Below are 14,514 nucleotides of genomic sequence, written 5' to 3'. Positions count from 1 at the left end.
TAAAGAGGAAAGAAGATGATCGCGGAGTTTGAAGCACGCATTCTGGCGTTAATTGATGACATGGTAGATACGGCCGGAGACGATGAGCTGTTTGCCAGCGGTTATCTGCGTGGGCACCTGACGCTGGCCGTCGCGGAACTGGAGCATGGCGATGACCACTCCCCGGAAGCCGTGCACGCTAACGTCAGCGCCAGCCTGTCAAAAGCCATTCAGGCCGGTGAGCTTTCCCCGCGCGATCAGGCGCTGGTACTGGGCATGTGGGACACGCTGTTTACCCAGGCGAAAGGTTAACGCTTCCCCCTCACCCTGCCGTCCGACGTACGTCCTCTTCCTGCGGGAGAGGGCCGGGGTGAGGGGAAAATGCTATGCGAGGCGCGGATAGCCATCGGCAATGGCATCACCGGTAAACTGCGCCACCCAGCCTTCGGGATTATCAAAAATACGAATGGCGGTGAAATTCGGTTCTGAACCCATGTCAAACCAGTGCGGCGTGCCGGCAGGGACCGAAATCAGATCGTTTTTCTCGCACAGCACCTGATACACCTCGTTACCGATATGCAGGCAGAATAGCCCCGCCCCCTCCACGAAAAAGCGCACTTCATCTTCGCCATGCGTATGTTCATTAAGAAACTTTGCGCGTAACGCGTCTTTCTGCGGATTATCTGCACGCAGGCTGATCACATCCCAGCTCTGATAGCCCTTTTCGGCCACCAGCTTATCAATCGCCGACTGGTAGGCGTTGATCACCGTGTCGGAAGAGGGGTTGTCTCCCAGGTCGCGATCCGCCTGCCAGCGCTCGAAACGCACGCCTTTGGCGTTGAGCTGCTGCTGGATCTCAGCGGCATCGGTGCTGTGCCAGGTGTGCTGACTGGCGTCGGTATCTGAAAAAATCGTCAGGGCGCTCATGAAGGGATCTGCTCCGGATTGATAACATCAAAACGATGAACCTGGTGATGATGGCTGGCGGCATCGTCATCACCGCGAATAAGCTGCACGGTACGCAGCCCGGCCTCCGCTGCGGCATCCAGCTCCTGATGAACATCCGACAGGAACAAAATCTGCGACGGGGACAGGCCCAGCTGTTCAGCAATACTGGTATAGGAACTCACCTCGCGTTTCGCGCCGATGTGCGTATCAAAATAGCCGCTGAACAGATGAGTAATATCACCTTCGTCGCTGTAGCCAAATAACAGTTTCTGCGCGGCGACGGAGCCGGAGGAATAAACATAGAGATCAATACCCTGCGCCTTCCATTTTTCCAGCGACGGCAGCACATCCGGGTAGAGATGGCCAGTGAAGTCACCGTGCACATACCCTTCGCGCCAGATAATGCCCTGGAGCGCTTTCAGCGCCGTGGATTTGCGATCTTCATCCATAAAGCGCAACAGCGTGTCGATAAGCTCTGCCGTGGTGGCATCCGGCTGGTCAATTTCGTCACGCAGATTGTCGAGAATGGAGGAGACCGGTTCACCATATTGCTGCGCGGTGATGAACGCGGCGAGTCGCTCGCGGGCATACGGGAACAGGACATCATGCACAAAGCGAATATCGCTGGTGGTGCCTTCAATATCGGTAACTATCGCGCGGATCATTATCTCTCCAGCAGGCGGCGCTGCATTTCACATTCGAATAAGAACTCAAGACCTTCCAGGTGACGGCGAGCTTCCGCCACACTGCGTCCCCAGCAGGTTAAACCATGGCCGCGCAAGAGGAAACCATATTGCAGCGTATGATCCTGGGCGAACGCCTCAATACGGCGGGCGAGGGCGTCAATATCCTGGTCGTTATCGAAAATTGCCACCGGCACGCTGTCCAGATGGCTACGCTGTCCACTGAGGGATTTTTGCATTTCGTAGCCGTGCAGCGTCAGTAGCGTGCTTTTCTCTACTCGCGACAGCACGGTGGCGTTCACCGTGTGCACATGCAGGACGGCGTTTGCTTCCGGGAACAGGCGGTAGATCAGTGTATGCAGGCCGGTTTCCGCCGACGGTGTGCGCCCGGACGGTACGCGGTGGGTGGCGATCTCCACGCGCAGAAAATCATCGGCGGTCAGGCTGCCTTTGTCCTTGCCGGATTCACTGAGCCAGCACCAGTCAGCGTCTTCCCGTACAGACATGTTGCCGCCGGTGGCGGGGGCCCAGCCTTTTGCGCCGATCCAGTGACAGGTGTCGACGAGGGCAGAGAGTTGCAGGTTGTCGGTCATGCAGTGTCTTCCTTTATGGCCGTAGAGGATGAGCCTGGCGGCAGGAATATCGTTATGGTTTAGACGTCTAAGCGTCTTGATTGCCAAATACTAACATCGTGTTATAGTGGCAGCAACACAAGTATCACAGGCAGGCATGGACTCATGAGCAATAACCCGCTGATCCCCCAAAGCAAACTTCCCGCCCTTGGCACCACCATCTTTTCGCAAATGAGCGCACTGGCCCAGCAGTATCAGGCGATCAACCTGTCGCAAGGCTTCCCGGATTACGACGGCCCGCACTATTTACAGGCGCGACTGGCGCATCACGTGGCGCAGGGGGCGAATCAGTACGCACCGATGACCGGGGTTCAGGCATTGCGGGAGGCGATTGCCGATAAAACCGACGCGCTTTATGGCTATAAGCCGGATGCGGACAGCGACGTGACGGTGACTGCCGGGGCTACCGAAGCGCTGTATGCCGCTATTACCGCGCTGGTGCGCCACGGCGATGAGGTGATTTGCTTTGATCCGAGCTATGACAGCTACGCACCTGCGGTGGAGCTGTCCGGCGGGGTGTTAAAACGTATTGCCTTACAGCCGCCGCATTTTCGCGTCGACTGGCAGGCGTTCGCGGGGCTGCTGAGCGATAAAACCCGGCTGGTGATCCTAAATACGCCGCATAACCCGTCGGCGACCGTCTGGGAAAAAGCGGATTTTGCCGCCCTGTGGGACGCCATTGCCGGGCAGGAAATTTACGTGATCAGCGATGAAGTCTATGAGCATATCTGCTTTGCTGCCGGGGGCCACGCCAGCGTACTGGCTCATCCGCAGTTACGTTCACGCGCCGTGGCAGTATCATCCTTCGGTAAAACCTATCATATGACCGGCTGGAAAGTGGGCTACTGTGTCGCCCCGGCAGCCATCAGCGCTGAACTGCGCAAAGTGCATCAGTATCTGACCTTTTCGGTCAATACTCCGGCGCAGCTGGCGCTGGCTGACATGCTGCGTGAAGCGCCAGAGCATTATCGCGAGCTGCCTGCCTTCTATCAGCAAAAGCGCGATCTGCTGGTGGACGCCCTGAGTCATAGCCGACTGGAGATTTTGCCCTGCGAAGGCACCTATTTCCTGCTGGCGGATTACAGCGCCATTTCCGATCTGGATGATGTCAGCTTCTGCCAGTGGCTGACGAAAGAGGCGGGCGTAGCCGCCATTCCGTTATCGGTATTTTGCGCCGATCCCTTTCCGCACAAGCTGATCCGCCTGTGCTTTGCCAAGCAGAGTCAGACCCTGCTCGACGCTGCAGCGCGTCTATGTAAGCTGTAGCTACTCCACGGTCCAGGCACTGGAAAATCGACGGCCGGCAAACATCTCCAGCAGGCCGTTGATTTGCTTCAGGCGCAGCACTTCGTCGTCGTCCATTCCCAGTTCTTTACCGATCTGTGCATCGTCCCAGCCCTGCTGCGCCAGTTCACGTACGATCTCTGACATTTCCTGGATTTGATGCCGCCCGCGGGCGCGATTGTGGCGGATAGTCGCCGCCATACGCTCGGATTTGCGGGTTTTTGACGCGCGCAGACAGGTTACAGGAAGATAGCCCTTCAACTGCTTTCGCAGCGTTGGTTTGCTCTTTCCCAGCTCATGCCGGTGAAAGCCGTCGATAATCTCATAGTGATGAACGCTATTACGGATGACGACCACTGGCTGGGTAAAGCCATCCAGCTCAAGGGATTTCAGCAGCAGACGTTTTTCCGGCGGTGCCACGTTGTTAGGGTTGTAGTTATTTGGCTCGATAGCCTCGTGCTTGATCCACAGCACGCAGTCTATCGGTTGTTCGCGAAATGGACTCAGCTCATGCAGTGCCAGACGGAAAGCGTTGATAGCGTCGATGCGATCGTCTTCCGCGACTGAGGACAGGTAATCCTTTAGTTCATTGATTATTCGTTGCCGCATAAAATCCCCCACTCCTTGCGTTTGTTTTTCATCCGTTCGTTATAGCGATGGTAGCTGCTGGTTTTTGTCGGGCTGAATGACAAAGCACGACACCAGTAGTCATTATTGAGTAACACTTTGCAGATACGCCGCCAGGACGGAATATCCTTCGCGCCAATGTCGCCCTCCTGGCTGTCCGGTATATCTTTCATGCCCCGTTTTTCATACCAGCGGAGGTAGACGGCGATTTTATTGCGATAATGTTCGGCGGTAGAGGCGGGCATACTGTCGAGGATAAAGAGTGCATAAGATCGCCAGCTGTGGCCTTCGGGTTTAGGCATTTTTCGATGCCCATAAAACTGATTATCCTGCCCGGCGTACAGGCCGCCGCTTTGCGCCCCGCTAACCCGTTCACACATACGCGCCCAGGATTGGGGCTCCAGCACGTGATACAGCCACAGCCCCTGACGCTGCTCCGGGCCGAACGGTTCGCAGATGCGCATATAGCGTAACGGCACGCCCGCTTTGTGCATCAGGTCGTACAGCGGGTTATAAGCGGCTTTCGATTTCGCAAACCAGGTCCAGATGTCGGCGGTTTTCCAGTCGTAAATCGGATAGACATACCAGCTGTTGCCGCGCTGGGTGCGGGTGGTCCAGGGTTTATCATCGGCAAAACGCTGCTTGCGTGAGGACGCGATGGCCAGAAAGCGCGTGTAAGATTCATCCGCTCGAATGCCAATCATCATGGCGGCAGGGCGTTGCTGTGAAAACCAGTCAGCAAAGAGCCAGACAAAGCTTTCGAAGGTCATTCCCTGCTGATAAAACGGAAAATAGTCAGGGTCGGTAATGGCGCAGGCGGGCGGCTGCCGGACCCAGGCTTTTCCTGGCTGCCAGCATTGCCATTCAGGCTCAAATTGCGACAACGCATTTTGGGTGGTCAGCGGCAGGGCAATCCACCAGAACGTATCAATGACGTCCTGATACTCTTCACGCATTCGATTAATATGATTTATGGTAAAGGCGAACTGCGCTTCCCAGTCGATAAATAATACATGGATTTTTTTATTTAACTGCCGTGCAAGCTGCGCGGTAAGGTGCAGCATGACGGTTGAATCTTTTCCACCAGAAAAAGAAACGCAAACGCGGGGGAGATTTTCTAGCGTCCAGCGTATTCGCACCACGCTGGCTTCAAGTACGTTTTCCGGTAATACAATCTTCTTTATAGACATGATTTTTAATCCAGCAATATAGACAATGATTAAAAGCGTGCGTCTGGATGGGCAGAAAGTTTCTGCAAAGGAAAGATATTCTGTTGGCTGACGGCATGCTCGTCAATGTTGTTAGTGTAAGTAATAGCTGCAATTTTTCTTGCGTAGAGAGGAAGATAACAACGAGACTTACGCATCGTCGTTAATAAAAAAGAAGGGGGTTACCGCTCAGAATCAATGCATTCCATAAGTTGCGCGAATATAGTGCTACTCATTGAGGACCGATTATACATCATGAAAATTTCAATCGGGGGTAATGTCACCCCTATCTCGATCAATTTCAGATTGAGTGAGTGCTCGTAATACTTAAATGATTGCATTGTGGCAATACCTATTAAATCAGTATGGCTAATCATATTAAGAATGGAAATATTTGAATCACTATGGAATAAAATTTTGCGTTGCGGTAAGGCCTTATCGATGGAGGTGAAAAGCTCTTTTGAACCATGCGCCACCGTGGAGAAGGCGGTAAAGCCTTCTTCCAAAAGACTATTAAGGCTAGTGTCGTTGTTTACGCGTGGATGTGCTTTACTACAAATCAACACCAGTGGTTCTGTCCTGTAAAGGGAACAGACAATAGAATGACTGGTAACAGGAAGCAGAGACAGGACGAGATCGGCTTTACGATAGTTCAGCAGATCTTCCGCCGTTTCCGGAGCGAGAAAACTATCGTGATGCACAATGTTGTACTGAGCATTTTCACGTAAACGTTTAATTAAATGGATCATGCCATTGGAAATCAATATTTGTGGACTATAGATCACAATGGTCTTTAGCAGATCGCTACTATTCATTACGTTAATAGTATTCTCAAGGTCATTGAGATTTTTTTCCAGGTGCGCATGGAGGTTTATGCCCACTGTCGTAGGCGTAACCCCTTTCCCGGAGCGAACAAATAGCGGATCGCTGAGCTGCGCACGCAGGCGCTGTAGCGACTGACTGACGGCAGAGGGCGTAATGAATAAAGTTTCAGCCGCCTTGCTGATACTTTGATGTTGATAAATACTCTCAAAAATCACCAGCAGATTGAGATCGAACTTTTTGAGATCATAAAGATTAGCCATTAGGTCATCCTGATTTATTGACTATGATTTATTTATCTGATGATTGTTTAACGATAGTAAAGAAACAAATAAGTACAATCCTTTGTAAATACCAAACCTCTTTATGTTTGACTAGATGAATATATCATGAAAACCGATATTTGAAAGAGACGCCATAAAATAAGTTGAGAGCCGTAAACTGTGGCCCTCATCTGAATACCGTATTGTTACCGGGGGAGCCTCATTCTTCGCCCATAATCACCTTAAGCTTTTGCTCATCCGGCAGGCCGACGACCTGTTGCAGCACATTGTTTTTATTCATGTAGTAAATAGCAGGCGTGGCGCTCGCGCCCAGGTTATCCATCAGCCGCTGATGCATATTTAGCGAGCGGGCTGCCTTATCGGTCGGTTTCGCCGGTACGTTAAGCGTTATTTTGCCGCCTGACTGCTCATAATCATGCCAGGTTTTTGCCGGATCGGCGGAGGTCATTATCGCGGCGGCGGTCGCCGGGCTTTCCGGTTTGATCACCCCTACCAGCAGGGTGCGCAGCTGCACTTTCCCGGCATCCACCCACGGACGTGACTGCTGCCAGAACTGGTGGCAATACGGGCAGAAGGGATCGGCAAAGACGTACACCACGCGAGGCGCGTCTTTTTTGCCATCCAGGATCCAGTCCGCTTTTTCCATTTGTTGCCAGAGATCGCGCCCGGCAGGGGCGTAAATTTCTTTCTCAATCAGGTTTTCGCTGAGATTGGCACCCGCGCTGTCGTACATGTACCCTGAAATGGCATGTTTACCGTCCGGCGTCACATAAATCGTTACGCCCATATCCTGATATTTTCCCAGATACCCCTTCATGCCGCCGGGGGCATCAAACGGCTTAATGATAGTGATACCTTGCTTTTCAATCGCTTTAACCGCATCCGGCAGGTCTTCCGCATGCGCGAAAACAGGTAAAAGGGTCATCAGGACTACACGCTTTAACATATCAGGGCCTTGAAAAGTAACGGTAAAAGTGAGTTTTACGCTGCAGCGAGGCAGGTTGTTAGATATTGCCTATTGAGTTGATAACGTAAACGCATTAGCCGTGGCCGTAAAACTTGCGTAACGTAGCCCTCAACGAAACCACGGAGGAAGTATAGATGTCCTTAATTAATACCAAAATCAAACCTTTTAAAAACCAGGCGTTCAAAAACGGCGAATTCATCGAAGTTACCGAGAAAGATACCGAAGGCCGCTGGAGCGTATTCTTCTTCTATCCGGCTGATTTCACCTTCGTTTGCCCGACTGAACTGGGTGACGTTGCGGATCATTACGAAGAACTGCAGAAACTGGGCGTAGACGTGTACTCCGTTTCTACTGACACCCACTTCACCCACAAAGCGTGGCACAGCAGCTCCGAAACCATCGCAAAAATCAAATACGCGATGATCGGCGACCCGACTGGCGCACTGACCCGTAACTTCGAAAACATGCGTGAAGACGAAGGCCTGGCTGACCGTGGCACCTTCATCGTTGACCCGCAGGGTATCATCCAGGCAATCGAAGTGACTGCTGAAGGCATTGGCCGTGACGCCTCTGACCTGCTGCGTAAAATCAAAGCCGCGCAGTACGTTGCTTCCCACCCAGGCGAAGTGTGCCCGGCTAAGTGGAAAGAAGGCGAAGCGACTCTGGCTCCGTCCCTGGACCTGGTTGGCAAGATTTAAGTCTGCAAAGCCCGGCGGCGCTGCGCTTGCACGGGCCTACTCTACGTAGGCCGGGTAAACGAAGTGCCACCCGGCAATCAACGGGTGCAGCTTTGCACCCGTTTTCCCCCAACACCATGATTCAAGTTGCATTCAGGCAGCCCGGACAAGGCAGCTTGCATGATGATGTTTTTTAGCAGGAGATTAACAATGCTCGACACCACAATGAAAACCCAGCTTAAGGCCTACCTTGAGCGTCTGACCAAACCTGTTGAGTTGACTGCCACGCTGGATGACAGCGCTAAATCGGCGGAAATCAGGGAACTGCTGACCGAAATCGCGGAACTGTCCGACAAAGTGACTTTTGTTGAAGACAACACGCTGGCGGTGCGCAAGCCGTCGTTCCGTATTGCCAACCCAGGATCGGATCAAGGGCCGCGTTTTGCTGGCTCGCCGCTGGGTCACGAATTTACCTCGCTGGTGCTGGCCTTGCTGTGGACCGGCGGCCACCCGTCAAAAGAAGCGCAATCTCTGCTGGAGCAGATCCGCGACATCGACGGCGATTTCGAATTTGAAACTTACTATTCGTTGACCTGCCACAACTGCCCGGACGTGGTACAGGCGCTGAACCTGATGGCGGTGCTGAACCCACGCATTAAACATACGGCGATTGATGGCGGTGCGTTCCAGAATGAAATCACCGATCGTAACGTGATGGGCGTTCCGGCCGTATATATGAACGGTAAAGAGTTCGGTCAGGGGCGTATGACGCTGACCGAAATCGTTGCCAAAGTGGACACCGGTGCCGAAAAACGCGCCGCCGATGAGCTGAACAAACGTGACGCCTACGACGTGCTGATCGTCGGTTCCGGCCCGGCGGGGGCAGCAGCGGCCGTGTACTCTGCACGTAAAGGCATCCGTACCGGCCTGATGGGTGAGCGTTTCGGCGGTCAGGTGCTCGATACGGTAGATATTGAAAACTATATCTCTGTGCCGAAAACCGAAGGTCAGAAGCTGGCGGGCGCACTGAAAGCGCACGTTGACGACTACGATGTGGATGTTATCGACACGCAAAGCGCCACTAAACTGACGCCAGCGTCAGAAGAAGGCGGTCTGCATCAGATCGAAACTGCCTCCGGTGCCGTGCTGAAAGCACACAGCGTAATCATCGCGACCGGCGCAAAATGGCGCAACATGAACGTGCCGGGCGAAGAACAGTATCGTACCAAAGGCGTGACCTATTGCCCGCACTGTGACGGCCCGCTGTTTAAAGGCAAGCGCGTGGCGGTGATCGGCGGCGGTAACTCCGGCGTGGAAGCGGCCATTGACCTGGCAGGTATTGTTGAGCACGTGACGCTGCTGGAATTTGCGCCAGAGATGAAAGCGGATCAGGTATTGCAGAATAAAGTTCGCAGCCTGCCAAACGTCGACATTATTCTGAATGCGCAGACCACCGAAGTGAAAGGCGACGGCACAAAAGTGACCGGTCTTGAGTATCGTGCCCGTGTGAGCGGCGATACGCACCAGCTGGCGCTGTCGGGCATCTTCGTACAAATTGGTCTGCTGCCGAACACTAACTGGCTGGAAGGCGCTGTCGAGCGCAATCGTATGGGCGAAATCATCATTGATGCCAAATGCGAAACCAGCGTGAAAGGCGTGTTTGCGGCGGGTGACTGTACTACCGTGCCATACAAACAGATTATTATTGCCACCGGGGAAGGGGCCAAAGCGTCGCTCAGTGCCTTTGATCACCTGATCCGTACGAAAGCATAATCAGAACGTAAGACACACCTGCAACAAAAGGCCCGGCGGCGTCAGCTACCGGGCCTTTGTTTTTTTAACGTACCACCAGCACAGGCACATGCGCATGGCTGACGATGCTTGAGGCGTTGGAGCCGAGTAAGTGGGTAGTCATTGACGGATTGCGCGAACCGATCACCACCACATCCGCCTGCAGTTCTTCCGCCAGCTCATTCACCACATCCCGTACGCTGCCGACGCGTACGTAAGTTTTCAGCCGCTCAGGCGGCAGTGAAAAATGGCTGAGCAGGGTTTGCAGGCGCGCTTCGGCTTCCTGCATAACATGCTCTTCAAAGCGGCGAATATCTGCGGCAAAACGGTATAAGCTCAGATGCGCCGAGCCGGGAACCACGTGCAGCAGATGGATAATACCGTCAGACTGGGCCAGAAATTCGGCGTGACGGATGGCCTTTTCACTCAGCTCCATGTCAAAAACATCGACCGGCATAATGATGGAATGATACATAAGTGCGTCTCCCTGTTGTTTGCCTGCGCCTATTCAACCATAACTCACCCACAGTTTTTGTAAGGTTTGTCATGCATCCTGTAAAAGTCAGGCGTAACCAGGAGGGGAGTGTGACGAAGGAAGAGAAGCCGGAAAGAGGATGCACAGGCATCCTCTGCAAGACAAAGCGCGGGGCTTAATCAGAAGAGTTAGCGATTGAATTCACCGGCCGCTTCAGGCTGCCAGAGGATCTCAATCACTTCAAGGTGGGTGGACGCGCCGCCGGGCAATTCCCACTGGATGCTGTCACCGGCGCGCAGGCCCAGCAATGCGGCACCCACCGGGGCGAGCACGGATAACTGCTGCGCGCTGTCGGTCATTTGCGACGGGTAAACCAGCGTACGTACGCGGGTTTCACCGGTGGTGAGATCGCGAAACTTCACTTCACTGTTCATGGTGACTACATTGGCCGGCATCGCTTCCGGGGCGCACATCTGCGCGCGATCCAGTTCCGCAGTCAGCGCGCTGGCAACGGGCAGCCCGGCATAAGGCGCCTGCTCCAGCAGCCGATCAATGCGCTCGGCGTCAATTTCATTAATGATAATGGCAGGTCTGGACATTTCTTACTCCATGTCGTTCCCGGTGATATTCACCGAATTAATCCAAAGAAAAACCCTCACCGTCAGACGGCGAGGGTTTAGCACATCCGATGATACTCATTCTTGCCCGATCATTGAAGTGATATAGCTCACACCCGCGTTTTTCCGCCCCGGTTTTTTGAGCATCATCGCCTTCCTGCCACGCCGCATTCGCTAAGATAACAGACGGATTTTTAGCGGAGTGCCCATGTCAGCGAATCCCTTACCCGCCGATCAGCAGTTCTTTGCCGACCTGCTTAGTGGTCTGGTACTTAACCCTCAGCGGCTGGGCCGCGTCTGGTTTGCTGACGCGGCACCCGGCGGCAACGTCCCGGAATGGCCACAACTGGAGATCGTGCTGCGCGGCGAATACGGCGCGCTAAGTGAAGGCGAAATGCGCTTTATCCCGGCGCGGGCCGCCATCAGCCCGCCGGGCGAAAAACCGGCGATGGTATTAAGCCTGTTATTTGCTCCGGCGTGGCTTGGGCTGACCTTTCACGACAGCCGAGGGCGGCAGCCGCTGCGCAACCTCAAATTACCCCATCCGCAGCGCGGCGAAGGGGAGGCGATGCTGATGGCGCTGACGCACCTTGCCCGTACGCCGCAGGATCAGGCGATCATCCAGCCGCTGGTGTTTAGCCTGCTGCATTTGTGCCGGAAGGTGGTCAACAGCCTGCCGGGTCACACCGTGCCACGGGCGGATTTTCTCTATCAAAGCCTGTGCAACTGGATCGAAGATCACTACGCCTCACCGCTGACGCGCGAGAGCGTCGCCGCGCTGTTTAACATTACGCCGAATCATCTGTCGCGGCTGTTTTCGCAACAGGGCACCATGAGTTTTGTGGACTATGTACGCCGGGTACGCATGGCGAAAGCGCGGATGATGTTGCAGAAATACCACCTGCCGATAAGCGAAGTGGCGGGGCGCTGCGGATTTCGCGACAGCGATTATTTCTGTCGCGTGTTCCGGCGTCAGTTTGGGCTGACGCCGGGCGAATACCGGACGCGTTTCCAGTAAGGTTACAGTTCCAGCTCCGCCTGCAATAGCGTCAGAATGGCTGGCGCGTCCTCAGCGGCAAACAGCGCCTCGCGAAACGCGGTATTCATCAGTTTGCGGGCCAGCTGCGAGAACACCTTCACGTGACTGATACCTTCGCTCTCGCCGAGAGTCAGCATAATCACTATCTCTACCTCGCCCCCATCCGCGCCCCAGGTGATGGGCTGCGGCAGACGGGCAATACTGACGCTCGAGTGACGTACCCAGGGGGATTTGGTATGCGGGATCGCCACGCCAAAGCCGATGGCGGTAGAGACAATATCTTCCCGTTGCCAGACATCCTCCTCCAGCGCCTGCGGCGCATCGGTACGCCCGTGCAGCGCCAGATTGCCGCACAAATATTGGATCACCTGTTCGCGGGAGGTGAGCGGTTCGCCGTAACAAATGGTTTCCAGCGCCAGCAGCGGGCGCGGTGCTTCATGGACCAGCACATTATTTAACGCCTGTTCTATTTCGTCGGCGCTGCGGCACTCGCAGGCACGGTTTGCCAGCTCACGACAGGCTGCCTGATCCAGCTGGCGCACCAGCGCTTTCACCGGTGCGATACGCGGCCCGCTCATACTGAGTTCATCCAGCTCCAGCCCCAACAGCAGCGGCAGATAACGGCTTTCACCGCCCAGCTCGCCACAAATACCGACCCGTTTATGGTGACGGTGGGCGGTGGTGACAATCTGGCGTAGCATGCGTAAAAACGACGGCGTGATCGGGTTATATAACGCTGAGACACGCGGATTATTGCGATCCACCGCGTACAGATACTGCGTCATGTCGTTCGAGCCGATGCTGAAGAAATCCACCTCCTCGCAAAAGTGATCGATGATAAAACAGACCGACGGCACTTCAACCATGATGCCCAGCGGCAGAGTGGGGGCCATGCGCAGCCCCTCCGCTTTCAGTGCGGCGCGCACGGTAGCGAGCAGGTTTTTTACCCACAGGATCTGATCGAGGCTGTGCACCATCGGGATCATCAGCTGGGCATTGCCGAAGGCGCTGGCGCGCAGAATAGCGCGTAGCTGCGTGCGAAACAGATCGGCAAACTCGGCATAAATGCGCACTGCGCGATAGCCGAGGAACGGATTTTCCTCGTGGGGGATCGAAAGGTAAGGGATAGGCTTATCGCCGCCGATGTCCATGGTGCGGAAAATTACCGGCTGCTCGCCCGCGCTGACCAGCACCTGCTGATAAGCTTCGAACTGCTCTTGCTCGTCCGGGGCGCTGTCGCGATCCATAAACAGCATTTCCGTTCTGAACAGGCCGACGCCCTGCGCCCCACTGGCAAAGGCGGCGGGTGCCTCCAGCGCGCTGCCAATATTAGCGGCAATATCAATAGCGTGACCGTCGCGCGTGATCGCCGGCAGCCCGGCATCATTAATTTGCTGCTGGTGGCGCTTTAACGCCAGCTTTTGCGCCAGTGCATAATAGCCGTTCACCGCCTCGTCCGGGTTTATCACCAGTACGCCGCACTCGCCGTCGAGGGTACAGGCTGCGCCCTCATGCTGGCTGAGGGAGGCGGGTGGCAGGCCGCTTAATACCGGAATGGCATGCGCACGGGCGAGGATCAGCGTGTGCGAGGTGCGGCCGGTTTTTTCCAGCACCATCCCGGTTAAGTAGCGCAAATTGAGGCCGAGGAACTGGCTGGGGGTGACATCCTCCGCGACCAGAATCGTCGGCTGGTTTAGCGTCAGGCTGTTGCCCTGCCGTACCTCCGGCCAGGTGATATGCAGCAACTGTTCGCTGATGTCGCGAATATCGCTGACCCGCTCGCGCAGATAGTCACTGGCAGACGCCGCCAGTTTGGCGCATACCTGCTCCATATTGCTGATGATCGCCTGCGCCAGTCCCTGACGCTGCTCACTTATCAGGCGGCGGATATTACCGCTGAATTCGCTATCCTGGATCAGCGACAGATGGGCGCTGAGGATGGTTTTGCTCTCGCCATCCAGCGTCTGTAACTGCCCGTTGAGCTGTTCCGCCAGCGCCGCCAGACTGTGCTCCAGCCGCGCGTTATCTTCCGCGCGGGCGGGTAGCTGTCGATACCGATCCAGATTATCGTGCTGCCAGATTGTCAGGCGGCCTGTGCCGATGCCGCCCGCCAGTACGGTGGCGTGAAGGAGCGTGGGATTGAGGCGTGCCAGCGAGCGGGGCAACGGCGAGGCGGTGGGAGCGGCCTCCGGCGGCGGCAGGCTGTCGCTGTCAATAAACTGGTGTTCAAGATAGTGTTCCAGCACACGACGAGCCGCGTCTTCATCGCTGCCGTTAATTTCCAGCTGGCAGCTGTCGTTAAACAGCGTGCCGGTGCTCACCAGCGCCAGTGAACTTTTGGCATCGGCCTGGGTATTAAGCCGCAGATTGATAAAGCGAATATCACTGTGCCAGGCGGCGCACTGCTCTTTCAGCGCCCAGGCGGGACGCGCATGCAGACCGTTAGGCAATGGGCAGTAAAAAGGGATGGTTAACATAGAT

At 55.0% G+C, this 14,514-nt stretch carries 15 protein-coding genes; 5 read left to right on the top strand and 10 right to left on the bottom strand.

Annotated features, from left to right (window positions below; translation table 11 throughout):
- Nucleotides 1–15: 15 nt before the first annotated feature.
- A complete protein-coding gene (locus KW828_RS04415) occupies nt 16–291 on the top strand; it encodes a YfcL family protein (RefSeq protein ID WP_072567712.1) in 276 nt (91 codons plus the stop codon).
- A gap of 72 nt (nt 292–363) precedes the next feature.
- Here the strand turns inward: KW828_RS04415 and KW828_RS04410 are convergent, their stop codons facing one another.
- The 3 genes from KW828_RS04410 to KW828_RS04400 are packed head-to-tail and all read right to left on the bottom strand — an operon-like array spanning nt 364 to nt 2,203.
- Nucleotides 364–906, bottom strand: a complete 543-nt coding sequence (locus KW828_RS04410; protein ID WP_218335199.1) for an acireductone dioxygenase — start codon at nt 904–906, stop codon at nt 364–366.
- Nucleotides 903–1,592 carry an acireductone synthase gene (mtnC, locus tag KW828_RS04405; protein WP_218335197.1) on the bottom strand — a complete coding sequence of 230 codons (690 nt, stop codon included), beginning with the start codon at nt 1,590–1,592 and terminating at the stop codon, nt 903–905. Before mtnC ends, KW828_RS04410 begins: the two co-directional genes overlap by 4 nt.
- Complete coding sequence (locus tag KW828_RS04400; protein WP_218335195.1) at nt 1,592–2,203, bottom strand: methylthioribulose 1-phosphate dehydratase; 612 nt, start codon at nt 2,201–2,203, stop codon at nt 1,592–1,594. Before KW828_RS04400 ends, mtnC begins: the two co-directional genes overlap by 1 nt.
- A gap of 144 nt (nt 2,204–2,347) precedes the next feature.
- Here KW828_RS04400 and KW828_RS04395 point away from each other — a divergent pair, with 144 nt between their 5' ends.
- Nucleotides 2,348–3,508, top strand: coding sequence for a pyridoxal phosphate-dependent aminotransferase (locus KW828_RS04395; RefSeq protein WP_218335193.1), 1,161 nt, complete (start codon nt 2,348–2,350; stop codon nt 3,506–3,508).
- Here KW828_RS04395 and KW828_RS04390 read toward each other — a convergent pair whose 3' ends face one another.
- From KW828_RS04390 to dsbG, 4 genes are all read right to left on the bottom strand, one after another.
- Nucleotides 3,509–4,135 carry a ParB/RepB/Spo0J family partition protein gene (locus KW828_RS04390; protein WP_218335191.1) on the bottom strand — a complete coding sequence of 209 codons (627 nt, stop codon included), beginning with the start codon at nt 4,133–4,135 and terminating at the stop codon, nt 3,509–3,511.
- Nucleotides 4,120–5,343, bottom strand: a complete 1,224-nt coding sequence (locus KW828_RS04385; protein ID WP_218335190.1) for a phosphoadenosine phosphosulfate reductase — start codon at nt 5,341–5,343, stop codon at nt 4,120–4,122. The genes KW828_RS04390 and KW828_RS04385 overlap by 16 nt, the downstream gene beginning before the upstream one ends.
- 200 nt (nt 5,344–5,543) lie before the next feature.
- On the bottom strand, nt 5,544–6,446 hold the full coding sequence (locus KW828_RS04380; RefSeq protein ID WP_218335188.1) for a LysR family transcriptional regulator: 903 nt from the start codon (nt 6,444–6,446) through the stop codon (nt 5,544–5,546).
- A gap of 220 nt (nt 6,447–6,666) precedes the next feature.
- Nucleotides 6,667–7,413, bottom strand: coding sequence for a thiol:disulfide interchange protein DsbG (dsbG, locus tag KW828_RS04375; protein WP_218335186.1), 747 nt, complete (start codon nt 7,411–7,413; stop codon nt 6,667–6,669).
- A gap of 155 nt (nt 7,414–7,568) precedes the next feature.
- Between dsbG and ahpC the strand changes: the two genes are divergently transcribed.
- Together ahpC and ahpF are read left to right on the top strand one after the other, a co-directional pair.
- The gene (ahpC, locus tag KW828_RS04370; RefSeq protein WP_072567721.1) at nt 7,569–8,132 is read left to right on the top strand and encodes an alkyl hydroperoxide reductase subunit C; all 564 of its coding nucleotides are present in this window, start codon (nt 7,569–7,571) and stop codon (nt 8,130–8,132) included.
- 189 nt (nt 8,133–8,321) lie between these two features.
- Nucleotides 8,322–9,884, top strand: a complete 1,563-nt coding sequence (gene ahpF, locus KW828_RS04365; protein WP_218335184.1) for an alkyl hydroperoxide reductase subunit F — start codon at nt 8,322–8,324, stop codon at nt 9,882–9,884.
- A gap of 64 nt (nt 9,885–9,948) precedes the next feature.
- Here the strand turns inward: ahpF and uspG are convergent, their stop codons facing one another.
- Both uspG and rnk read right to left on the bottom strand, forming a co-directional pair.
- Nucleotides 9,949–10,377, bottom strand: coding sequence for a universal stress protein UspG (gene uspG, locus KW828_RS04360; protein WP_218335182.1), 429 nt, complete (start codon nt 10,375–10,377; stop codon nt 9,949–9,951).
- A 188-nt stretch (nt 10,378–10,565) separates the two neighbouring features.
- Nucleotides 10,566–10,976: a nucleoside diphosphate kinase regulator gene (gene rnk, locus KW828_RS04355; RefSeq protein ID WP_218335181.1), complete on the bottom strand. Its 411-nt coding sequence runs from the start codon at nt 10,974–10,976 to the stop codon at nt 10,566–10,568.
- Nucleotides 10,977–11,202: 226 nt separating this feature from the next.
- On the opposite strand from rnk, the gene KW828_RS04350 reads away from it, so the two are divergent.
- Nucleotides 11,203–12,012: a helix-turn-helix transcriptional regulator gene (locus KW828_RS04350; RefSeq protein ID WP_218335179.1), complete on the top strand. Its 810-nt coding sequence runs from the start codon at nt 11,203–11,205 to the stop codon at nt 12,010–12,012.
- A 2-nt stretch (nt 12,013–12,014) separates the two neighbouring features.
- On the opposite strand, the gene ptsP is transcribed toward KW828_RS04350, so the two are convergent.
- A complete protein-coding gene (gene ptsP, locus KW828_RS04345) occupies nt 12,015–14,510 on the bottom strand; it encodes a phosphoenolpyruvate--protein phosphotransferase (protein ID WP_218335177.1) in 2,496 nt (831 codons plus the stop codon).
- Nucleotides 14,511–14,514 lie beyond the last annotated feature (4 nt).

Origin of the sequence: Enterobacter sp. ENT03, assembly GCF_019218745.1 — a bacterium.
In the GTDB taxonomy this organism is placed as follows: Bacteria; Pseudomonadota; Gammaproteobacteria; order Enterobacterales; family Enterobacteriaceae; genus Enterobacter_D.
Note: the sequence above shows the minus strand (reverse complement) of the source record. Positions and strands in the feature narration are given on the sequence as shown.